Here is a 21,609-nt window from a genome sequence, read left to right as displayed (position 1 = left end):
ATATTCCGACAACAATCCACAGATGAAGCAGAATTGTGTCGGCTAATGAACGTTACTGCGGCAAAACTGGGGTGAAATTCCCATATACTTCTTAAATAGCCTCGAAAAATAAAAAGGATCACTGTACTGCAGCATGCCTGAAATCTCCTTGACCTGAAGGGAGGTATTCAGCAGCAAATGCTTGGCTTCCGCCATTTTGAGCCGGTGGATATATTCATGCAGCGGATATCCGCTGCTGCTGCGGACCAGACGTCGCAGCGTAGACATGGAAATATGGTGTTTTGCGGCAATCTGCGGTAAGTCAGGCTGCTCATACACACAAGAATTCAAGTCCAGGCGAATCTGCGGCATAGCTTCATGCTGCCAGAACCGCGCGTTGTCCCGGGTCACAAACGAACACTCCAGCAGGATCGCCTCCAGACGAAGTGCTGCCCGGTCGGCATCAGCGGGTGCGCCCCCGTCCATGAGACCCAGGACCTCCTCGAACGAAGCCGCAAGTCCTGCCAGTGCATTTCCCTGAAATATCATTCCCGCTGCTATTAGTCCCGACTCCAGCCACTCATCCACACGCTTCCCGTTAAAGTTAATATAATATTCATCCCAGCTTCCTCCAGGCGGCGGACCAAAGCTATAGCTGCAGCCCGGACGAAAGAAGAACAGGCTGCCTTCCCGGACCGCTTGAACCTTCCCCCCGTTCTCCGCAAAGGTACCGGAGCCGGATACAATATAGACCAGCGCCCAATGCTCAAATACTACATCCCTGCGGAATAACGTTCTGCCCGGCAGATGACCTGCTTGCCCTATCCGGATGCCGCCCAGTCTAAGCATAGAGCTATCTACCTTAGGATCAATAATCCTAATGGGATACGGGCTGATCATATAATCCATGACCTTGGGCATACATTGCATTCCTCCCTCTGTTTAGGAGTGATATGGTTAATCTGAAGATGATCATATTCTACATGAATAAGAGGTGTCCACGCTATGTCAGAAATTCCTGCCTTGCAGCTGTTGCCCCGCCCGAGGTCACTTACAGTGACCGGAGGACTATTCCGGATCCCGGCCAAAGGAAGTATCGTTCTTAACGATGCAGAGAACCGTGACATTCTGCCCGCTGCCCGCAAGCTTCAAGAGGTGACTTCACAAATCCTCCGGTTGGAGCTGCCCCTGTCTATAGGTCCCCGTCCCTCCCGCCAGTCTGCCTATAACTTTAGTTATAACCGGCTGCTTCCGGCACAGGCCTATGAGATTACAGCCGGAGCGGACGGAATCGCGATAAGCTACAGTTCTCCGGAAGGCGCTTACTACGCAGTCGCCACGCTGAAACAAATCCTGGAGCAATGCGGAAGAGACGTGCCTTATCTGTCCATCTGCGATCAACCGGACTTTGCAGCCAGAGGCCTGATGATCGATATCAGCCGCAACAAAATCCCGAAGCTTGAAACGCTTTACCGGATCATTGATCTGATGTCGGATTTGAAGTTCAACCAGCTGCAGTTATATATAGAAGGTTCTCCTTTTGCCTATGAGTCTTTTCCCCGGGTCTGGGAGCTGGAAACACCGGTAACCGGCGAAGAAATTCTGCTGATTGATGCCTATTGCCGTGAGCGTTTTATCGAGCTGGTACCGAACCAGAACAGCTTCGGCCACATGGAGCATTGGCTGAGCCGGCCGGAGTTCAATCACCTGGCTGAAATTCCAGAGGGCTTCATGCTCCCGGATACAATGTATGACAGCGATCTGTATCCGGACGGTCTGTTTATGCAGCCTGGGACCTTCCATACGGAAGACCCTGAAGTACTTAATCTGCTGGGCAGAATGTACGATGATCTTCTTCCCTATTTCACTTCTTCGCAGTTTAATGTCGGTTGTGATGAGACCTATGAGCTAGGGCTTGGTAAAAGTAAAGCGCTGGCCGACTCCGCAGGCAAAGGGCAGCTCTACTTGTCTTTCCTGCAAAAGATTCATGAGCTGGTTACCGCCAGAGGCAAAACGATGCAATTCTGGGGGGATATCATTATCCAGCATCCGGAGCTGATCCCGCACCTGCCTAAAGATATCATTGCCATGGAATGGGGTTACAGCGCCGGGCATCCGTTCGAGGCAGATACACTGAAATTCCGTGAAGCGGGAATCCCGTTCTATGTCTGCCCGGGCACCAGCTCCTGGAACTCCCTGACCGGACGGACCGACAATATGCTGGCCAATCTCCGCAATGCAGCTGTTCACGGCAAAACGAACGGGGCGATCGGCTACCTCATTACGGATTGGGGAGACTTCGGCCATTGGCAGCATCTGCCTGTCAGCTATGCCGGCTTCATATACGGGGCCGCATTATCCTGGAATGTGGAGAATAATCTCGAAGCTGATGTTGCAGGATATTTGAACCGTTCCGTCTTCCAGGACCATTCAGCAACAATTGGACAATTGCTGCTTGATCTCGGCAACTATTACAAGCTGGAATCCGGAACGTTACGCCCCAACGATTCCGAGCTGTCGATGCTGCTGCGCAGCCGGCTGGACAATATGGGAATCGTTAAGAAGCTTACACCGGTTCATTTTGATCAGCTAGAAGCGTATATCAGCACGATAGAGGAGCAACTGGAGGAGCTGGATCTGGCATGCGATGATGCGGAGCTTGTCCGGGAGGAGCTTGCGAACGGTATCCATTTTGTGAAACATGCGTTATACCTCGGACGGCTCAAGCTGCAGCTCACAGCATCCCCAGGTAAAGTTGATCCGGCTCTGCTTCAAGGTCTGATTAAGGATCTCGACCTGCTGCTGCACAGCTACCGCCAATTGTGGACCCGGCGCAACCGGGCTGGCGGTCTTGAACAGAGTGTCAGCAAGCTTCTCCGCCTCCGAAGTGAATATGAAGCCCTGATCTAAGACCTATGCACCAAATCAAAGGCCCGGCAGACCGGATTGGATTTCACTTGGTCTGCCGGGCCTTTATCTCATTCACGGTCTGGCGGTCTCTTTGCCTGAAGAAATTCCCAGCGGATTTCCTCATATTGATTGGCCAGCATTTCACGCTCCCGCTGCTCCAGCTCTTCCCGGCCCGCGCTTTCCTGCAGGCTTTCATCATCTTCGAAGATGTTCCAGATGTCCGAGAAGAGATAATCTTTAATCTCGACCGCTGCCCCGGCCGATCTCCCGTTCTGCCAGAGCAATCCCTTGGAGGTGCGCAGTACGGTGCGCCCATCGGGAGTGGCGGCTTTTTGCCCGATCCGGATCTGCATCAGCATTTGGCCGAAAGTATACCATTTCATCTGCCAACCACCCCCATAAGTTCTGATTGTAATAGACCGCCCTGCAGCATATAATCATGGTGAAAACCCACATTTTTCCTTTTAAAATACTTTTTTGACAGGAGACAAGCCTACTATGAATTGGCTGGAGGATTATAAGGAGGAGCTTCACACCGTATTTCAAGATTGCAGAACGATCATCTCCGGATTTCCGGAACCGCTCCGTTCACAGGGACTGGCCTATCTGGAGCAATTTGATGTATTCCAGGTTCACAGCAAGAAGAACTACATCTGCTATCTGCTGCCTTACTGGTTAAGCCGCGAGTGCGGATTAACCTCCGGGGAGACGCGCCGGATGTCTGCAGGCAACGTCGTGCTGATGCTCTTTTTCTTCCTGCAGGACGATCTGATGGACAACAGGCAATCGGCACCTGCTGAAGTGCTGCCGCTTGCCAATCTGCTGTATGTGGAGTTTCTGGATCTTTATCGTCCGCTCTTCCCTCCGGAATCCCTCTTTTGGTCTTACTTCAGGCGTTATATCACCGAATGGGCAGACAGTGTGGCCGGAGAAACCGCCGGCGATTATTATTGGAACGACCGCAGCCGGGTTGCCCGCAAAGCCAGTCCCCTTAAACTCTCCAGCACTGCCGCCCTGCTGCTCTCAGACAAGTCTTCCTTCATTGCCGATTCGGAAGAAATGCTTGAAGCCGTGCTGCTCACCCTGCAAATGCTCGATGATTATGAGGATTGGGAGGAGGACCTGGCTGAAGGCAGCTATAATTGCCTGCTGTCACTGGTCCGTCATCATCTGCAGCAGAATACTGCTATTCTTACTCCAGCTGCCGTCAAAGATTTCATTTTCACCAGAGGCGGACTCGCACAGTATACGGCAACGGCAGCCGGAAACCACGAAAGGCTGCTATCGGGCCGTTTATCTATCCCCGGGCTAACCGCCTTTCATCAAATGCTGGTGGATAATCTCCTGCAAATTGCTGCAGCGATTGAAGCGGAGAAAGTACGATTACAGGGGGGCGGACTGGGGTACTGGTTATCCAAAAATATGAATCTCTAAAAACCTCAAAAATGCATATAACAACCAGAAAAAGTAATAGATTCAAAAATAATGCTATGTTATTATTACGGGGTAAGCATTTACCATTTCCGGGAAGGGTGATTGTAATGTCAGAGGTAATTCTTAAGAATCAAGTGATTCAGAAGGCATGGGAAGATCCAAGTTTCAAACAGAAGCTGCTTACAGATCCGAAAGAAGCCCTCAGAGAAGCACTAGGTATTCATCTGCCGGACAATATTACACTCAAAACCGTGGAGGAAGGCTCTAATGAGTTTTATCTCGTCATTCCTCCCAGTCCATCCTCGGGCATCATGAAGACGGATGTCTCTCCACTTAGTTCCTGGTAAATCACCCTAGTCTAACTTCATAGGGAGCCCGAACCTTCCGGAGCAGCTGCCAGCGGCAGCATAGTGACGGACTCGGTTCCGGCTCCTTTTTGGCTCTCAAAATGGATTTCGCCCTGCATGGATTCAATAATCCGGAAGGTAACCATCAGTCCAAGCCCTGTCCCCTTCGTCTTATTGGAGAAATACGGCTCCCCGAGCCGGTTCAGAACCTCCTGATCCATTCCCTCGCCATCATCCTTGATATGAATATACACCTTGTCACCGACACCGTAGGCTATCATATGTATAGTTCCTTCATCACCCAGCGACTCGATACTGTTCTTAATGATATTGATGAATGCCTGCTTGAATTTGGAGGAGTTCCCCCTTACCCATAACCCTTCTCCGGCTTCCATGATCATTCGGCCTCCGTTCAGATGACAGAGCGGCAGCATAATACTCTCAATATGTTTAAACTCATCCTGAACGTTAAGGATTGATATCTGCTCAAATTCCGGTTTGGCAAAGGTCAGAAAATCTGTAATAATGTTTGCTGCACGGTCAAGTTCGCTTAGTGCCATAGATAGGTACTGTTCTTCACTACCGCTTGATTTCTCGCTGAGAAGCTGGAGGAACCCTCTGGTCACCTGCAGCGGATTGCGCACTTCATGTGCTACCGATGCAGCGAGCTCACTGATAATCTCCATTTTCTCCGAACGCTGCAGTTCATTGTTGAACAGCTCCAGCTCCCGGGAATATTTGACCACCTGCCGGTGGTTCAGGGCCAGCCTGCGCCCGAGAATAATTATGAGCGAGAGTATGAATACAACGAGCGCCCATTTCCAGTACAACAGATCATAATTACCGCTCTTGACGTAGTACCAGATTAATTCAGACACCCCTGTTAAAGCCGCTGTACCAAAGCCCACAGCAAAAATAATCGCGTCTTTATTCCCTTTTATAGAGAAGGCAATGACATAAGCAATGAGCAGAATAAATTGGATAATCATAATAAAGCCGATGACCGTGGCGGATACAAAATAATAAAATTCTACAAAACGGTTGCCGGACAATGTATTCACGATCAGACACAGGATGCAGAATAAGGAGTACGCTGTCTGGAAGATCCGGAACCGCCGGATAATCGAGAAGCGCCCGCTGCCGAATATGTTCTCGAACAGATAGGTAAGCGCCGGAAGCAGCGACAGCAGCCCCAGATCCAGAAAAATAATGCTGAGCGCTCCAAGGGAACTGTAAAAGGTATAAATAAACGGAGAATACGTGATCGATAACACCCCGGTAGCTGCGATGACAACTGCTAAAGAGGCTGCTATGTGGAAATGTTCCCTGTCCAGGAAAAACCCGCATACAAACAGGACCACCGCTACAAAAACAAAAGCACCGCCAAGGATCACATCGATAAGCCCATTTTTTATATAACCTCTCATTAGGTCACTATACTCGCCGATGACTGCTGGTTCTTTAATTCCGATCCGGTCCTGCAGCGTTGATGTCCAGATATACATCTTTTTGCCGTTATCATCTGCGCTTAGAGGGACAAGCAGCGAGAAATTGTCTTTAATATAGCTCCGGTCATCTTCAAATACCAGGCGGTCTTCGACATACACCTTCACATGCAGGGCGTATAAGGTTTTGATATAGACTGCAGGTGCCACATATTTGAATGCCGGCAGCTCAATACGTGTCCAGGCCGAGGATACACCATTAGGAAGCTCCGTCATGCCCGGGTCTGCTCCGCTGCTGATCCATTCCCCCTGATCCGGAGCAGGTACGTTAAAGCCGTTATCCCCCGGATCACTTCCCCATTTAACCTGCCATTCCTTGATTTCCTTAGAGGCATAATGACTATCTGCTGAAGCCAATAGCGAACTGCATGTCATTAAAAGCAGAAAAAACACTGCTGTTATATATAAACTTTTACCGATCAAGCGCATGCAAGCACCCCAGAATAAAGTTTTAGAAGCAATGTATACAAGCTAGTATTTCGCCCTAAACGTCCCTTATCCCTTCAAAAAAACGGTATTATCCAAAAAAATTGCTATTTATTGCGGTAGGCTGGGAGTTTCACAATCACTTCGGTCCCCTCGCCCTTTTTACTGTGAAACTGAATAGAACCGTTCATCGCCTCAATGATCCGGAAGGTAACCATCAGACCAAGGCCTGTCCCCTTTGTCTTATTGGAGTAATAGGGCTCGCCCAGGCGGGCCAGCTCACTGACCTTCATGCCTTCCCCGTTGTCCTTCACACTGACCATTATATGTGATCCCGATTTCCAGGCGGATACCTTGATCAGACCATTCTCCTGTAAAGATTCCACACTGTTCTTGATCAGATTAATAAAAGCCTGTTTAAATTTAGAGGAGCTGCCGAGCACTTGAAGACCGTCCTGCAGCTGAAGCTGAATAGCTCCGCCCTGCAGATTAGCCAGCGGCACCAGAATCCCGGAGACATGCTTCAGTTCCCCGGAGACCTCCAGGATATCCTCCTGATCCAGCCCAGGTTTGGCAAAGGTGAGAAAATCCGTAATGATGACGGAGGCTCTATCCAGCTCCTGCATCGCCATATCGAGATATTCCTTCTCTTTTGAGCCGGAGCGTTCTCCTAAAATTTGCAGGAACCCCCGCGTAACCTGCAGCGGATTGCGCACCTCATGGGCAACGGACGCGGCCAGTTCACTGATAATCTCCATTTTCTCCGAGCGCTGCACTTCATTGTTGAACTTCTCCAGATCCCGGGAATAGCTAACCGCCTGCTCATAGTTCCTGGCAAACCCCCGTCCAAGAATGACAATCAGCGAAATAACAAAAGCAATCACTCCCCACTTCCACCAATACAAATGGTAGCGTTCTGCAGAAGTGAAGTACAGCAGCAGCTCACCGAGGGAAACAACAGCAAATGCAGCGAATCCGAGCGAGAAAATAACGGCATCCTTATTGCCTCTGTAAGCATAAATTACTGCCAGGCCAAGCAAATAAGCGAGCTGTATAATCATCAGTATTCCCATAACCTCTACAGTCATGACCCTATACAGGTGATCCAGCCGGTAAGACAGCAGTGTATTCAGTAGGAGAAAGGCGAAGCAGAAGATGGAATAGCCGAGCTGAAAATTACGGAAACGTACAAGTAACTTCCCCCTGCCGGGGCCAAAAATCCGTTCGAAATAAAAGGTAAAGGCCGGCAGAAGTGTAAATAAAGCCAGATCAAAAAAGGTTTCAATTAACCGCCCCTGATTGTGCAGAATAAGCGGCAAAAACGGTGAGTATGTAATAAACAGAACGCCAAAACATAAAATAACCAGCACCAGCCAAAGTCCGCCTGAGAAAAGCTCCACCCTGACAAAAAACAGGCACGTCATCAATACGGCTGCCATAAAGATCAGCGCCGCACCAAGCACCATATCCACTAAATCCTGTTTGACGTAAAGGGCGATCAGCTTATCATAATTCCCTGTTCTGACCTCGCCTTCTACGCCGAAGCCCTTGCTCCCGCCACTGCTCCATAGATACAGCGGTCCATTTCCGTCTTTCGGGGATAACGGAATCAGTACCTTGCTGCCATTAAAATTAACCATTTGACTTGAATCATATATGATCTCGTTATTCCGATACGCTTTGATTGTATTTCCATATACTTTATCTATAAGCAGTGCCGAGTTGGTAGTGACCTTAGGTATTGCAAAACGCAGCCAGGCTGCGCTTACTCCGGCCGGGGCCAGCGGTCTGGCTGCATTCGCGGGCACCTTTATCCATTCCTGGTCTGGAGCTGCTGCCGCTTCTTTTAAAGAATCAGCTAAAGAATCAGCGTCCGGCCGTTCCCATTTCATCTCCCATTCCGGAAGTGCGGGGTCTGTCTTGCCGCTCCACTCCATAGCAATCCCTAAAGGTACTAAAGCTATCAAGAGCAGAAGCATGAGAATAGCAGCCACTCTTTTTGGTGATGGCAACTTCATCTTGACACCTCAATAAATCATTAGTTGGATTTTTGTAGTTCATATGATTCTTACTTTCGACAACCTTCGCACTATCCCTGCTAATCCTGCAAAAATACTCGAAATAAGTAGTTTTCTTCTTCACGCGGTTAATCGCACAGAAAAATGAATATATTAAGGAAGGCAATGAATAATGGACTGAGGGATTAGATTCGCCGCCGAATTATCGGGTAAAGAATGATTATAGATGTTCGTGGAGGAGGATGGGCAATGAACGACAATGAGAAATCCGCCGCCAGCGGTTCTCCGGCCGAGGATGGACTTGTGACCGAGCGGGATATCGATGAGGAGTTCGGCCTGTTTCAGGAAGATTCCTATCCCGGTGCGCTGCCGGATGAAGACCAGGAGGCAGCCATTAATCACGCTGTTCCCAAAGAGGGGCAGACTAAAGCCTAAAGGAGTTGAACGGCTATGGGTAATGAATTCAACAAAACTGAAGCCGATTTAGCATATGAGCGTTATCAGAAAATGGGGAGTATCACTTCCGAAGAAGATATCCCTCCTGAGGATGTGCGGCTGCCCCGCACCCATGAAGCGCTTGTCGATTATGTGGACGGTGTAGTGGATGAAGGCTCTGACCCGGAGCTGGAGGGGGATCCGATTCTGGCTGCCGATATCGGCCTGAATACTCCGGAAACTACCCTTGGCCCAAGAGCCGACCGCAACGGCCGCATCACTTCCGCACCTGCCCCGGAACGGGACGAGCTGCTGGAATCGGATGCGATCTTCGCCGCAGGGGCAGCAGGATTAACCGGCAGTGTAATTGATTATGCCGATGATGAGGATGTCCTAGCAGACGGTCTCACCGAGGATGAAGAAGACTTACCGCTAGAGGATATCCCTGACGCTGACGAATTGCAGCCAGGCACCGCAGTCGATCCTGCGGCCCCACCGCTTGATGTGATGCCTGGAACCGATGTGCTTAACGGCTCCACCGGCGAAGAGGATTAATTAGGCATAGCGCATCACCGGATCCTATTCCGGTGGTGCTTTTTTGCCTGCAATTTGAGCAGTTCCTTCTACTATAAGTGCTCATATATATGAGCTCATAAATTGATCTCTGCCCCTCCATCCGCCGTTTCTCCATGGGAACGTGCTTCCCCGACCTTGGCCTCCAGTTTAGCGGCTTTCACCAGCAGTGCTGCTACAAGCAGCATTACTCCATTAATGACAAATACCCAGCGGATCGGAATGAATGCGCCCAGCAGCCCGCCGATAATCGGCCCGGCCATCGTTGCTAATTGGGTAGATGCCTGATTCAGGCCGAACGCCCTGCCGCGGAAGCCCGGCTCTATAGTCTGTACAATCATGGCATTGACCGAAGGCAGCACCCCGGCATAAAACAGACCGTAGGCAAATCTCAGGATGGCAAACTCCACATAGCCCGATACAAAATACTGCAGAATGTTCCCGATCCCGCCCCCGATGAGGCCGATGAACAAAATAAATCCGAATCCTTTGCGGCTGCCGATCCTCCCCCACTGCGGGGCCATAATAACGGTTGCTATGCCTACAGCGGAGAATACAATGCCGGAGCTTAAAGAGGCGCTGTTCTTCGCAATCCCCATATCCAGCAGATATATCGGCAGCAGCGGCTCCAGAATCATCACGGAAAAGGTACTGATGCCGGCAAGCAGCAGCAAAGTAATAAAGGCCCGGTTGTTCCTCGCCTCACGGATGTCATCCCGGACACGGGATCGCGGGGCAGAACGGTCAAAGTTCTCTTCTTTGGCGAAAAAGGTGGCTATCAGCGCCGATACCAGCACGATCGCCGCCGAGAACAGAAAAGCGCTGCGGTTGCTCGAATAATAACTGACCACTCCGCCGATAAGCGGGCCGATAATACTCCCTGTAGCTCCCGCCGTAGACATGATGCTAAGCGCGTAGCCGGTCTTCTCCTCCGGAGTATTCGTCGCGACCATCGCGATGGCTGCCGGAACAAACCCGGCCAGCAGTCCTTGCAGAATCCGCACAATCAGGAAAACATAAGGATCATGAACAAAGAAATTAATCAAATAAAGGGCAGCCAGGCTGAAGCCCGAGCGGATCAGCATAGGCTTACGTCCATATTTGTCAGCCAGCGATCCCCAGTAAGGAGAGATCAGCGCACTGGCCAGAAAAGTAATACCGAAGCTGGCCCCGGACCATATCTCCAAATGATCGGAAACTCCCAGCTGGTCACTCAAAAAAATCGAGAGGAACGGAATCGAAATGGAATAGGCTGTACTGCAGAAGAATACACCTACCCAAAGCACGATCAGATTCCGCTTCCATGAAAATGGCATGCCCTCACCATCCTTTTCTGTTTTTTCCGCGAAGTATCCTACCATTCTAAACCTCTTTTCCCGGTGTGCCAATCCCTGGTAAGTCTTAAGGCTTTGCAAGAAGCGGGACAAACCATGTATTATGAATGATGACACTCAAGAAAAAAGGAGAGATTCAAACGTGAAGCGCACCAAAAGAACCCCTGTCATCCTGCTGCTGATGACGACACTCCTACTGCTCATTATCGCGGGATGCGGCAATAAGCCGGTAGACAACAATACGGCAGTTAATGCCGCCGCAGGCAGCAATACCGGCAGCGAAGCCAGTCCGGCTCCGCAGGAAAGTGCGGCAGCCGCAACTGAAGGTGTTCCCTCTGCCACGGCCAGCCATCCGGTTGTCACCATTGAGATGGATAACGGCGGTATTATCAAAGCCGAGCTCTATCCCGAGGTTGCTCCCAACACCGTAAACAACTTCATCTCCCTGATTCAAAAGGGCTTCTACAACGGGACGATTTTCCATCGCGTCATTCCCGGCTTTATGATTCAGGGCGGAGATCCTGATGGCACCGGCATGGGCGGCCCAGGATATAGCATTGCAGGTGAATTCTCCGCGAACGGATTCACAAACAACCTTCTGCATACCGAAGGCGTGCTCTCCATGGCCAGAAGCCAGGATATGAACTCCGGCGGGTCCCAGTTCTTCATTATGGCTGCCGCTTATCCTAGCCTGGATGGCAGCTATGCGGCCTTTGGAAAAGTAACGGAAGGGCTGGATGTGGTGCAGGCCATCGTCAATCTGCCGCGCGACAGCTCGGACCGGCCAGAAACTCCGCCGGTAATGACTAAGGTCACTGTAGACACACTCGGTGTTGCTTATCCGGAGCCGGAAAAGGTGCAATAACATTCCATGCCGCCATCGCCGGTACTTCAGCCGGTGATATTTCGGAGAAAGCCCTCCACCTGGCTTCACCGAATTCGCGGCTTCCTTACACCAAAAAAGCCCATTTCCCTATTTTGAGGGAAATGGGCTTTTGCCTATGCATCCGGCCGCGATGCTCTATTGCCGCTGAGCAGCCGGAGCAGCCGGCCGACCTGCTGCTATCTTCTGCTAATCGCATGATGCGGATTGCGCAGGAAGGTGCTGCGGCTATTCCGCAATAGCGCGATGCGTTCTTCCGCAAGGCGGTCCGCTGCTACATAGGCAGGAATGCCGCTGGTCCGCGAAATCTCCAGCACGCGGGTAATGCTGTCGTAAATTTTGCCGATCTGTTTAAAGGCACGTTCCTTATTATAGCCATTCAACTCATCGGCAATGTTGATTACACCGCCGGCATTAATGACATAATCCGGAGCATAGACAATGCCCATCTCATGCAGGGCATCCCCGTGGCGGGGCTCCTTAAGCTGGTTGTTAGCCGCACCTGCAACCACCTTCGCCTGGAGTACCTTCAGCGACTCATCATTAATGGTCGCGCCGAGGGCACACGGTGCATAGATATCACATTTCACGCCGAGAATGTCAGCAGGATCTACGGCCTTAGCGCCGTAAGCATCAACCGCCCGGGCCACTGCCTCTTTGTTGATATCCGTTACAATCAGCTCGGCGCCTTCTTCATGCAGATACTTGCATAGTGTAAACGAGACATTCCCGACCCCCTGCACGGCAACCGTCTTGCCGGCCAGTGAATCACTGCCGAAGGCTGCTTTGGCGGCAGCTTTCATGCCTTGATACACTCCGAATGCCGTAGCCGGGGAAGGATTGCCCGAAGAACCGTAAGTCGCTGAAATCCCGGTTACAAAATCAGTCTCCTGATGAATAATGTCCATGTCTGCTTCCGTCGTCCCTACATCCTCGGCTGTAATGTAACGGCCGTTAAGTCCTTGTATGTATCTGCCAAAGGCGCGGAACATCGCCTCATTTTTATCTTTTTTAGGATCACCGATAATGACTGTTTTACCCCCGCCCAAATTCAGCCCGGCAACCGCATTCTTATAAGTCATGCCCTTGGCCAGCCGGAGCGCATCGACTACTGCCGCTTCTTCGGACGCATACGTCCACATTCTCGTTCCACCCAGTGCGGGTCCCAGGGTTGTGTCATGAATTGCAATGATTGCCTTTAAGCCCGATGCCTTATCCTGACAAAACAACAGTTCCTCGTAATCATCCCGCTCCATTGCTGCAAACAATTCCATTTTGTCCATTTCTCCTGTCTCATTTCTTTATAACGTGTTACGTTTCATAACAAAGCTAGTACACCGAAAGATTATTGTCAAGTTCATTTGTCCTTATTTAAGGAAAAATCATGAAATAAACCTGCATAGCAAACATATACATAACGTAAAGTGTTAGATAATAGCAAGACGAGCCTAACCCCGCCCCTATTCCCAGTACTCATCCGGGCGGTATTGAATTTCCGATTGTACAGTGATCTTCAGGCACCCGGAAGCAGCATCATACTCCACGGGATTGTCTCCCACGTAATACCAATGCTTGATGACCGGACCGCCTGCCGGCTCCTCAAAGCGGAATACATTCAGCTCGGACCGCAGCCCCACTACTGCCGCACCTTGCTCAGCCCCCACTCCGCAAACCGTAATTAGTGTAAGTTCGCCCTGCGGATCAAAACTATACGTCAGCCCGTCGGTGCTGCTTACGAGCATGCGCCCGGTTACGGAATGCTTCACCAGCACTCTCTCCTGCTGCATCATCATTCGTTCCTCCCTCAATGTTGTACTTAGGCGGGACAGCTTATGGCAAATCAATTGCCATCACCAGGGTATCCGCTTCAGCAGCAAGCAATAATTCGCTCCACTCTTCAATCCGTGCGGAATCTCCCGGTGACAGAACCTGATCATCCGGCAGTTTGAGCTGCCCTTCAATCAGATATATGAAAACCCGCCGCCCCGGCGCCTGCTGAAAGTTCAGCTCCTGTCCGGCTCCTGCCCGGCCAAGATAGATCGTCATATCCTGGGCGATATCCACAATTTCCGCCGTACGCTCTGCAGCTACCACAGGCAGCAGCCTGCCTTCAAGCTTAGCGGGATCAAAGCGCCCCGTAGTATAGGAGGGAGCGGTGCCGCGGGTACGCGGCATGAACCACAGCTGTAGCAGCCGGACCGGCTCCGAATCAGAAGGATTATGTTCTGTATGAATGGCACCCGTCCCCGCCGACATCCGCTGAATGCCGCCAAAGGTTGTTTCCGCCACATTACCTAAGTTATCTTCATGGCGCAGCCTTCCGGAGAGCACGATGGAGACGATCTCCATGTCACTGTGCGGATGGGCACCAAAGCCTCTGCCCGGGGAAATCGTATCATCATTGCAGACCCGCATCGGGCCGAAGGCTGTATTGTCCGGATCGTAGAAATCCCCGAACGAAAAGCTGTGGCTGCCTTTCAGCCAACCATGATCAAATTGGTGAGCGGATTCTGCAGAATAGACCTTTATCATGTGATCCCCTCCTGAAAGATTCGTGAGCATCCTCTTCTAAACATAGTTTAGCAGAAAGCTCCGGAAAACAAAAAAACTGCAGCTTTGCCGATAACGTAAAGCCTATTAAAAAAAGGGCGCCAGCATACGCCAGCCGCCCCTTTTTCCACGATATATTCATTTGATACGCCCTCAGAAGAGAAGCTTCCCGGACTCAATGCCAGTTAACCCTCAAATTCGTTCCACTGGGTAACTTCATCCAGCGGCAGTCTTGCGGTTGAGCGTCCTTCGACAGCGGCTTTGCCCAGCGCAATCAGCATTACGGTCACATACCGTTCCGGGATATTGAACAGCTCGCGGAATTGCTCGGGATTGAAACCGCCCATAGGCACAGTATCATAACCCTTCGCTTTGGCAGCCAGCATCAGCTGCATGGAGACCAGACCGCCATCGACCAGGGCAATCTCCTTCAGCTTCTCTTGCGGCAGGCTGGAGTAGCCGTCCTTACTGCGCTTAGCCATCGCCGCGCCAATTTCTGCGGTTACATAACCAGCCGCTTCGGCGTATTCATAAATTTTGTCCGCATTGCGGTAAGCTTCGATGTCACCGATCACGGCAATTGTAGCCGAGGCGTCGACAACCTGCTGCTGGTTGTTAGCGATCGGCAGCAATTTCTCCTTCAGCTCCTGATCCGTGATCACAAGGAAACGCCACGGCTGCAGATTGGATGAGGATGGCGCCAGAATGGCATCACCCAGAATCTCCTTAATTTCCGCATCGGAAATTTTCCAGGATGGGTCGTATTTCCGTACCGAATGCCGCTCGCGGATCACCTTGTTAAATTCTACTTCCGATTTCAGTTCTGTTGTCATTGCCATACTCCTCCTCTTCCTAATCCAGTTGATTTGTATTCTGTGTGTATAAAAGCACAGTTAACCGCAAAAAAATATTCGGTCTTTCCCAACTTCTTGCGGTGTTTAACTGTAATTATTTATGCACAGTATAATCCACAAAAAAGCCTCCTGTCAACAGCCCGATTTCCGAACCATATCCGCCAGCGTATATTTCTCTAATACCGTCATCATGCTCCGGTCCATTTCCTCAAAAATATCGAAGCACGCTTCCTTCAGCTGTCCCCCCAGCACAGTGCCGCACATCGTATCATTCCCTGCCTGGCAGCGCGATTCATCTTCCAGTGCCTGATAAATCTCTGCAAGCGTCAGTTCTTCCGGGACACGGTTCAGGGCATAGCCGCCATCCCGTCCTTCCTTGGTAGTCAGAATCTGCTCACGCGTCAGCTTAGCCATTGTCTTTCTTAACAGAGTTGCCTCCGAAGAGAGCAGTTCCGCCAGTTCACAGCTGGAGCAGGTATTGCCTTTGCGCGCCAGCAGCACAAGCGCCTGCAGGACAAGCCCGAAGGTTTTATATTGAAGAGCCCCGCTGTTCCGTGTTTTCGCCATTGTTCCGGCTCCTTCCTAACTCAATGTTGTAGACTAAGTATAGAACGCAAAGACCATTTTGGCAAAACAAAGCCTCTGCCAGGAATCCACTTCATTCCCCCGGCAGAGGCCTGTTACGCATGATTATAGGCTGCCAGCCGTTCAAGGCTGACAAATACTAATATTAGTTACAGCTTAGCAATCGTTTCAGTCAGAACCGGCACGATTTGCGATTTGCGGGAGACAACGCCCTTAAGAATTGCTTTGTTGTCATCCAGCTTCACATTGTAAGCCTGCTCAACTGCACCGGCAACACGGCCCAGTGCCAGACCCACGGAATCATTGTTCAGGATATCTGTCACTACGAACAGGAACAGATCCAGTCCTTTTTCATCAATGATCGCAGTAAGGGCCGTTTCCAGCTCCGCCTGCTTGGAGAGCACATCGTTCACGTCAACCGCATTCACTTGGGCAATTTCCACTTTGTAGTCACCCATTTTGAATTCTTTGGCATCGAGGGAGATGAGCTGGGCAATGCTCTTGTCGCTGAGGTCAGCTCCGGCTTTAAGCATGGACAGGCCGTAGCTTTCGGCATCTACACCGGCAATTTCAGCCAGTTCGCGCGCAGCGGCTACATCCTCTTCTGTGCAGGTAGGAGATTTGAACAGCAAGGAATCGGAAATGATAGCAGACAGCATCAGGCCGGCGATCTCCTTAGGTATGGCTACTCCATTCTCTTTGTACAGCTTGTTCAGTATTGTTGCTGTGCAGCCTACAGGCTCGGCACGGTAGTACAGCGGGTGAGCCGTTTCAAAGTTAGCGATCCGGTGATGGTCAATAACCTCAACCACACGCACCTGATCGATATCATTCGCACTCTGCTGGCGTTCATTATGGTCAACCAGGATGACCTGTTTAGCTTCCCCTGCAACATTCTCAACCAGTCTAGGTGCAGCCACGCCGAATTGATCCAGCGCAAACTGGGTTTCGCCGCTTACCTCTCCCAGACGAACCGGTTCAGCATCCCAGCCCAGTTCCTTCTTAAGTGCAGCATAGGCAATTGCCGAACAAATCGTATCCGTATCCGGATTTTTGTGTCCAAAGATCAAAGTTTTTTCCATTTCCAATCTCCTTACTTTGTTTTTTGTGAGAATAATATACCATACATTGATAGGGACAAGCCAGACAAGGAGCAGGAAGTTATCATCCCTCTCCGGCTGCTGCCTATAAAATAATAACCCGCTCACGAAAAAACTCCGTAAGCAGGTTATAGCCTTGGGAGAACCCTCTTCTTCCACCTCACAGGAGAGGAAGCAGGATACTTGAGACAGACGGACAGATAAGGCTCTCGCTCATCGGGTTGTACGCGCTGGAATATAGTGGAGTAATCAGGGGAAACGGATAGAGATAGGGCCTGTATATCCTCCCGCTCTTGCCAATTCATCTTTGTATTCATGCTTCTCTCTCCTTTCAGGGTGGGTTGAAGTTTTTCTTAGAATTTCAGTTGCCGGGAATCGGTACATAAGTGTCCCGAGATATGCACACTGCGAAATCAGAGGGATTTATACCTCTGATTTGGCCGTTTTGCCCGCATGCGGCAGAATCAGAGGGTTTTTTACCTCTGATTCGTACGTTTCGCCCGCGTGCGGCGGAATCAGAGGGATTTATACCTCTGATTTGTACGTTTCGCCCGGGTGCGGCGGAATCAGAGGGATTTATACCTCTGATTCCGCCGTTTTGCCCGCGTGCGGCGGAATCAGAGGGATTTATACCTCTGATTTGTACGTTTCACCCGCCGGACAATAAAAAAGCTGCGTCCCGCCGTCTTCTCCCCTGCCCTATCCAAGGGCAAAGAAAAAGACTGCGGTGCACGCAGCCTGAGTTCCCGGTATAGCCATATCAGCGGTGCAGGGTTAGACCTGCATACCGGGAGGCAAGGGAGCGCTGCGTGATACCTGGGTACCCTCTATATAGGAATCAAATGCGGTTTGGTTGGATAGTAGAACTTGCTCATTCCAGCCGTGCTGGAGCTTCTGTTCATACCGGTTCACCTTATTCATTGATCCTTCGCCTCCCTCAGCCAAATGCCGGCCGTAAATTTGTAGCCAGATTACCATGTATTTCCAAACAGTGTCAACCTTATTTAGGAGATACTAGTGTAGCTTCAGCTTGGGATTCCAATAGTGCAGAACACCCTGGCCCAGCAGGTTATTCCGGGAGTCCCCGTTTCGTCTTGGGCAGCGGCTCCGGTATGTCCTGGCCTTGTAACGGTTCGTTGTCACCGAACAGATCAGGATTCTCCGCCAGCATCCTGCTCAGGATTTCCGTAGTACCTACAGCGCTGCAGATCATAACAGCCGCATCTCCAAAGCGGCCTTTGCGCAAGGCTCCCCCGTCCTCCAGAACCTGCTCCACCTTCCAGAAATGCTGCGACCACGACAGACCGCAATGTCTGCGTGACGGCACGGCAATTTCCGTGCCATCAGGAGTGATTGTGTACAGCAGCTCAGGCTCATCGGTCATTCTGCCGGGAATGTCAACCCATTCCTCAATGCCGTGAATGAACGTATTGCGCCGCAGATCGACGCCAAGCAGCATAATCTCCGCGCTCCGGTCCAGCAGCTTGCCGTAGACCGAACCCCGGGCGCATGGGGTATCCCAGCGGTGATCTCCGGCAGTGAAAGCTTTAGCATCCAGGCCGAGGGCTGCCACGGAGTGGGTCGGATGCCAGGAGCGGATGACACCCGGGCGCCGCCGGAACAGCTCCGGCAGAATGCCGACACAAACAGGCGATTCCTCCACAGAAAACCGCGGATGACCAGCATCAATATACGACCAGGTATGCGTAGGCAGGACGAGCAGTCCATCCTTCATATACTCTGACAGCACATCCAGCACCGTATCTGCACCACCCTGCACGGGTCCGATGCTTTTGAATGAAGAATGAACCAGCAGTGTCCCCCGCGGGTTAATTCCAAGCTCCTTTAGCTGCTTCAGCAGACTGGCTTCGGTATGCATTACATTTCTCTCCTTATCTGGATAGGTTAAAATCTCCGCTTGCAATCATCATAGTTTACTTATAAAATTATAGTAACTTAATATTATTCACTAAACTTCCGTTGGACCAGTAACTGACTCATTCCTATCTTTCCATACATTATTATTTGTAAATACACTTTCAAGGAGGGTACACCATGAGTTTAACATTAAAAGGCCTTCACCACGTATCTGCGATTACAGCCAAAGCGCCGGAGAATTACAAATTTTACACTGAAGTGCTTGGACTGCGGCTGATCAAAAAAACAGTCAATCAGGATGACATCTCTGTCTATCACCTGTTCTACGGCGACGAAGCAGGCAATCCCGGCACAGAGCTGACCTTCTTCGAGCTTCCGAACGCCGGACGCAACCGTGACGGCAACAACAGCATCTCCGCACTGTCGCTGCGCGTGCCGGATGATCAGGCACTGGACTATTGGAAGCAGCGGTTTACAGACCTTAACGTAGAGCATGAGACCATCACTGAACGTGGAGGCCGCCAAACGCTGGGCTTCCGTGATCATGAAGGACAGCGGTTCCTGCTCGTATCCGATCAGAACAATCAGGGCGTTGCCGGAGGCAAGCCATGGGCGGGCAGCCCCGTACCAGCCGAATACGGCATTACCGGGCTCGGCCCCGCTCATCTCACCGTTGAAAATGCAGAACATACCGCGCTCATTCTGGAGGATCTCTTGGGCTTCCGCCGCAAAGGAAGCTATCCATCAACCGTAGCCGGACAGCCGGATGTCGTGGTATTCGAAACCGGCGAAGGCGGCTCCGGTGCTGAAGTGCATCTGGAAGAGCGCACCGATCTTCCGCAGGAGCGGCTTGGCCGGGGCGGCGTGCATCATGTCGCCTTCCGGGTCGACAATGAGGAGGAACTCAAGCTGTGGATCGAGCGCATCCGCACCGTTCAGCTGCCCAATTCCGGCTTCGTTGACCGTTTCTATTTCCGTTCCCTGTACTTCCGCGAACCCAACGGCATTTTGTTCGAGCTGGCTACGGACGGACCCGGGTTTGCCACCGACGAGCCTATGGAGCATCTCGGCGAATCTCTCGCTCTTCCGCCGTTTCTGGAAGACAAACGCGCCCAGATCGAAGCCCATCTCAAGCCGCTGGATACCCGTCAGCAGGCTTGAGTCCCGGCCTGCCTCTTGTAACAGCAACACAAACAGCTGCGTTCCGGCCCTGGAACGCAGCTGTTGGTATGTTATTTCCTATTCCGCAGGCGAAATTAAGATCAGCTCTCTGACCAGGTGATCGTAAAAATAGTGAAGCCGGGACGGGCGGTGGACGGCTTGCCTGTAATCGAGACCGGACTTGTGCCGCCCAGAAGGCCGGTAATTTTGACCGTTGTTGAAGTCACAGTCTGGGAAGCATTCTCCAGCCGTTTTATCCGGACATACTCACTGTACACGAAGCCCATTGTATCCAGCGATTCCTGCGTTGAATAGCTGAACGCAGCCTTCTTCACTCCGTCCGCATCCGTATCTACTGTAGTCGCAATGATGGCATCTCCCGGGATCGGGAAATCCTTCGGCAGGTTGACCGGCCGCAACGTGCTCTCCACCGGAGTGCTTCCGGAAGTTCCCGGCGTTTGAGCCGTGTCCGCACCGCTGCCAATTCTGACTTTATAATTTACGGAATCATACGTGATAGGCACATCCAGGGCATCTGCAACCGAGCGGATTGGCAGATACGTAAGACCTTCGTAGGTAATCGGCGTTAAGGTTTTGCCGTTGCCGTCCTTGAGCCAGTAGGGCGTACCGTCAACGACCACTCCAATGCTGTGGTTTAAATAAGCTTTGATCTGCTGTAATTTGGCTCCGGCATAGACCCCTGCTGAGCCGGTCACCGCCATGCCTGTAACGACCGCGGCAATCAGCCATTTTTTATTCAAATTCATAGCTATCCTCTCCCGTGTATTAGAATGATGTAGAAATGAATGTTGCGTCTTCATATATTTACCACCAGAAGAACCCCGCCAACCTTTTTCTAACGGAAAAACGCCCTAGAGGGTCCGCTTGCTATTCACGGACAATCTCCAGCAGTGCAGCCAGCTCACGGATTTCATAGGTCGGCATAATCCCTGCACCGTTAGCCTTCCCCAGCGGATTGAACCAGCAGGTATCGATACCGTAGTTGATCCCCCCCTGGATATCCGAGGTCAGCGAGTCCCCGACAATCAGCACCCTGTGCTTATCCGTAATTCCCAGCTTTTCAAAAGCATAGTCGAAAATGCCGGCAGCCGGCTTTTGATAACCCGCTTCCTCCGAAATAATAATCTGCTCAAAAGTGTCCGCAAGCGGCGATCCCTGAATTCTGGACAGCTGCACATCCTTGAACCCGTTCGTAATAATCGCCAGTCTGCATTCCGCCAGCTCCCGGCACAGCTCTATTGCTCCTTGAATCAGAAACGTGCCTTCCCCCAGAAACCGCAGATAGGCCTGGCTGAATTCCTCCGGGTTCAGATCGAGCTGATGGGCGGCAAACAGCCGGTTAAACCGTTCCACCCGCAGTGCAGCGGAAGTAACGCGCCCTGCTTCCAGATCCGCCCACAGCGCCCGGTTGATGGTCTGGTAGCTGGCCGCATACTCCTCGGCTCCGGTCGGCAGCCCGAAATGGGCAAACACATTCATGAAAGCCTGCCCCTCTGCCATTCCATAATCAAACAGGGTATCGTCCGCATCAAATAAAATCACATCGTATTTCATGATTCGCCTCCAAATTTACGTCCAATCGACAAGATAACATGCTCTGCGATATAATTTAGACA

The 21,609-nt window shown here is 51.2% G+C and carries 22 protein-coding genes; 7 read left to right on the top strand and 15 right to left on the bottom strand.

Going from position 1 to position 21,609, the window contains the following annotated elements:
- Nucleotides 1–42 precede the first annotated feature (42 nt).
- Nucleotides 43–900, bottom strand: coding sequence for a helix-turn-helix transcriptional regulator (locus QU597_RS04640; RefSeq protein ID WP_310831583.1), 858 nt, complete (start codon nucleotides 898–900; stop codon nucleotides 43–45).
- An 84-nt stretch (nucleotides 901–984) separates the two neighbouring features.
- Between QU597_RS04640 and QU597_RS04635 the strand changes: the two genes are divergently transcribed.
- Nucleotides 985–2,889, top strand: coding sequence for a beta-N-acetylhexosaminidase (locus QU597_RS04635; RefSeq protein ID WP_310831582.1), 1,905 nt, complete (start codon nucleotides 985–987; stop codon nucleotides 2,887–2,889).
- Between the two features lie 68 nt (nucleotides 2,890–2,957).
- Here the strand turns inward: QU597_RS04635 and QU597_RS04630 are convergent, their stop codons facing one another.
- Nucleotides 2,958–3,272 (bottom strand): hypothetical protein, encoded by a 315-nt coding sequence (locus QU597_RS04630; protein WP_310831581.1) that lies wholly within the window; start codon nucleotides 3,270–3,272, stop codon nucleotides 2,958–2,960.
- Between the two features lie 115 nt (nucleotides 3,273–3,387).
- On the opposite strand from QU597_RS04630, the gene QU597_RS04625 reads away from it, so the two are divergent.
- Both QU597_RS04625 and QU597_RS04620 read left to right on the top strand, forming a co-directional pair.
- Nucleotides 3,388–4,323 carry a hypothetical protein gene (locus QU597_RS04625; RefSeq protein ID WP_310831580.1) on the top strand — a complete coding sequence of 312 codons (936 nt, stop codon included), beginning with the start codon at nucleotides 3,388–3,390 and terminating at the stop codon, nucleotides 4,321–4,323.
- A 107-nt stretch (nucleotides 4,324–4,430) separates the two neighbouring features.
- The gene (locus QU597_RS04620) at nucleotides 4,431–4,670 is read left to right on the top strand and encodes an NHLP leader peptide family RiPP precursor (RefSeq protein WP_310831579.1); all 240 of its coding nucleotides are present in this window, start codon (nucleotides 4,431–4,433) and stop codon (nucleotides 4,668–4,670) included.
- A 17-nt stretch (nucleotides 4,671–4,687) separates the two neighbouring features.
- Here the strand turns inward: QU597_RS04620 and QU597_RS04615 are convergent, their stop codons facing one another.
- Together QU597_RS04615 and QU597_RS04610 are read right to left on the bottom strand one after the other, a co-directional pair.
- Entirely contained in the window at nucleotides 4,688–6,532 is a 1,845-nt protein-coding gene (locus QU597_RS04615) for an ATP-binding protein (protein WP_310831578.1), read from the bottom strand.
- A 176-nt stretch (nucleotides 6,533–6,708) separates the two neighbouring features.
- On the bottom strand, nucleotides 6,709–8,619 hold the full coding sequence (locus QU597_RS04610; RefSeq protein WP_310831577.1) for an ATP-binding protein: 1,911 nt from the start codon (nucleotides 8,617–8,619) through the stop codon (nucleotides 6,709–6,711).
- 249 nt (nucleotides 8,620–8,868) lie between these two features.
- Here QU597_RS04610 and QU597_RS04605 point away from each other — a divergent pair, with 249 nt between their 5' ends.
- Both QU597_RS04605 and QU597_RS04600 read left to right on the top strand, forming a co-directional pair.
- Nucleotides 8,869–9,054: a hypothetical protein gene (locus tag QU597_RS04605; protein WP_310831576.1), complete on the top strand. Its 186-nt coding sequence runs from the start codon at nucleotides 8,869–8,871 to the stop codon at nucleotides 9,052–9,054.
- A 15-nt stretch (nucleotides 9,055–9,069) separates the two neighbouring features.
- A complete protein-coding gene (locus QU597_RS04600; protein ID WP_310831575.1) occupies nucleotides 9,070–9,609 on the top strand; it encodes a hypothetical protein in 540 nt (179 codons plus the stop codon).
- Nucleotides 9,610–9,704: 95 nt separating this feature from the next.
- Here the strand turns inward: QU597_RS04600 and QU597_RS04595 are convergent, their stop codons facing one another.
- On the bottom strand, nucleotides 9,705–10,943 hold the full coding sequence (locus QU597_RS04595; RefSeq protein WP_310831574.1) for an MFS transporter: 1,239 nt from the start codon (nucleotides 10,941–10,943) through the stop codon (nucleotides 9,705–9,707).
- 199 nt (nucleotides 10,944–11,142) lie between these two features.
- On the opposite strand from QU597_RS04595, the gene QU597_RS04590 reads away from it, so the two are divergent.
- Nucleotides 11,143–11,826, top strand: a complete 684-nt coding sequence (locus QU597_RS04590) for a peptidylprolyl isomerase (RefSeq protein WP_310833228.1) — start codon at nucleotides 11,143–11,145, stop codon at nucleotides 11,824–11,826.
- Nucleotides 11,827–12,023: 197 nt separating this feature from the next.
- Here the strand turns inward: QU597_RS04590 and QU597_RS04585 are convergent, their stop codons facing one another.
- The 8 genes from QU597_RS04585 to QU597_RS04550 form a co-directional block, all read right to left on the bottom strand.
- On the bottom strand, nucleotides 12,024–13,118 hold the full coding sequence (locus QU597_RS04585; protein WP_236336173.1) for a Glu/Leu/Phe/Val family dehydrogenase: 1,095 nt from the start codon (nucleotides 13,116–13,118) through the stop codon (nucleotides 12,024–12,026).
- Between the two features lie 186 nt (nucleotides 13,119–13,304).
- The gene (locus QU597_RS04580; protein ID WP_310831573.1) at nucleotides 13,305–13,637 is read right to left on the bottom strand and encodes a hypothetical protein; all 333 of its coding nucleotides are present in this window, start codon (nucleotides 13,635–13,637) and stop codon (nucleotides 13,305–13,307) included.
- A gap of 37 nt (nucleotides 13,638–13,674) precedes the next feature.
- Nucleotides 13,675–14,376, bottom strand: coding sequence for a pirin family protein (locus QU597_RS04575; RefSeq protein ID WP_310831572.1), 702 nt, complete (start codon nucleotides 14,374–14,376; stop codon nucleotides 13,675–13,677).
- 203 nt (nucleotides 14,377–14,579) lie between these two features.
- Nucleotides 14,580–15,227 (bottom strand): nitroreductase family protein, encoded by a 648-nt coding sequence (locus QU597_RS04570; protein WP_310831571.1) that lies wholly within the window; start codon nucleotides 15,225–15,227, stop codon nucleotides 14,580–14,582.
- Between the two features lie 153 nt (nucleotides 15,228–15,380).
- Nucleotides 15,381–15,815 (bottom strand): Rrf2 family transcriptional regulator, encoded by a 435-nt coding sequence (locus QU597_RS04565; protein ID WP_310831570.1) that lies wholly within the window; start codon nucleotides 15,813–15,815, stop codon nucleotides 15,381–15,383.
- A gap of 167 nt (nucleotides 15,816–15,982) precedes the next feature.
- A complete protein-coding gene (locus QU597_RS04560; protein ID WP_236335984.1) occupies nucleotides 15,983–16,915 on the bottom strand; it encodes a manganese-dependent inorganic pyrophosphatase in 933 nt (310 codons plus the stop codon).
- Nucleotides 16,916–17,707: 792 nt separating this feature from the next.
- The gene (locus QU597_RS04555) at nucleotides 17,708–17,854 is read right to left on the bottom strand and encodes a hypothetical protein (RefSeq protein WP_310831569.1); all 147 of its coding nucleotides are present in this window, start codon (nucleotides 17,852–17,854) and stop codon (nucleotides 17,708–17,710) included.
- Nucleotides 17,855–18,002: 148 nt separating this feature from the next.
- Nucleotides 18,003–18,812: an AAC(3) family N-acetyltransferase gene (locus QU597_RS04550; protein ID WP_310831568.1), complete on the bottom strand. Its 810-nt coding sequence runs from the start codon at nucleotides 18,810–18,812 to the stop codon at nucleotides 18,003–18,005.
- A gap of 176 nt (nucleotides 18,813–18,988) precedes the next feature.
- Between QU597_RS04550 and QU597_RS04545 the strand changes: the two genes are divergently transcribed.
- Nucleotides 18,989–19,972 (top strand): ring-cleaving dioxygenase, encoded by a 984-nt coding sequence (locus QU597_RS04545; RefSeq protein WP_310831567.1) that lies wholly within the window; start codon nucleotides 18,989–18,991, stop codon nucleotides 19,970–19,972.
- A gap of 101 nt (nucleotides 19,973–20,073) precedes the next feature.
- Here QU597_RS04545 and QU597_RS04540 read toward each other — a convergent pair whose 3' ends face one another.
- Both QU597_RS04540 and QU597_RS04535 read right to left on the bottom strand, forming a co-directional pair.
- Nucleotides 20,074–20,739 carry a hypothetical protein gene (locus tag QU597_RS04540; RefSeq protein WP_310831566.1) on the bottom strand — a complete coding sequence of 222 codons (666 nt, stop codon included), beginning with the start codon at nucleotides 20,737–20,739 and terminating at the stop codon, nucleotides 20,074–20,076.
- Between the two features lie 121 nt (nucleotides 20,740–20,860).
- Nucleotides 20,861–21,547, bottom strand: a complete 687-nt coding sequence (locus QU597_RS04535) for a YjjG family noncanonical pyrimidine nucleotidase (protein ID WP_310831565.1) — start codon at nucleotides 21,545–21,547, stop codon at nucleotides 20,861–20,863.
- Nucleotides 21,548–21,609 lie beyond the last annotated feature (62 nt).

It is taken from the genome of Paenibacillus pedocola (assembly GCF_031599675.1).
GTDB lineage: Bacteria > Bacillota > Bacilli > Paenibacillales > Paenibacillaceae > Paenibacillus_AQ > Paenibacillus_AQ pedocola.
This window is presented reverse-complemented; position numbering and strand designations above follow the sequence as displayed.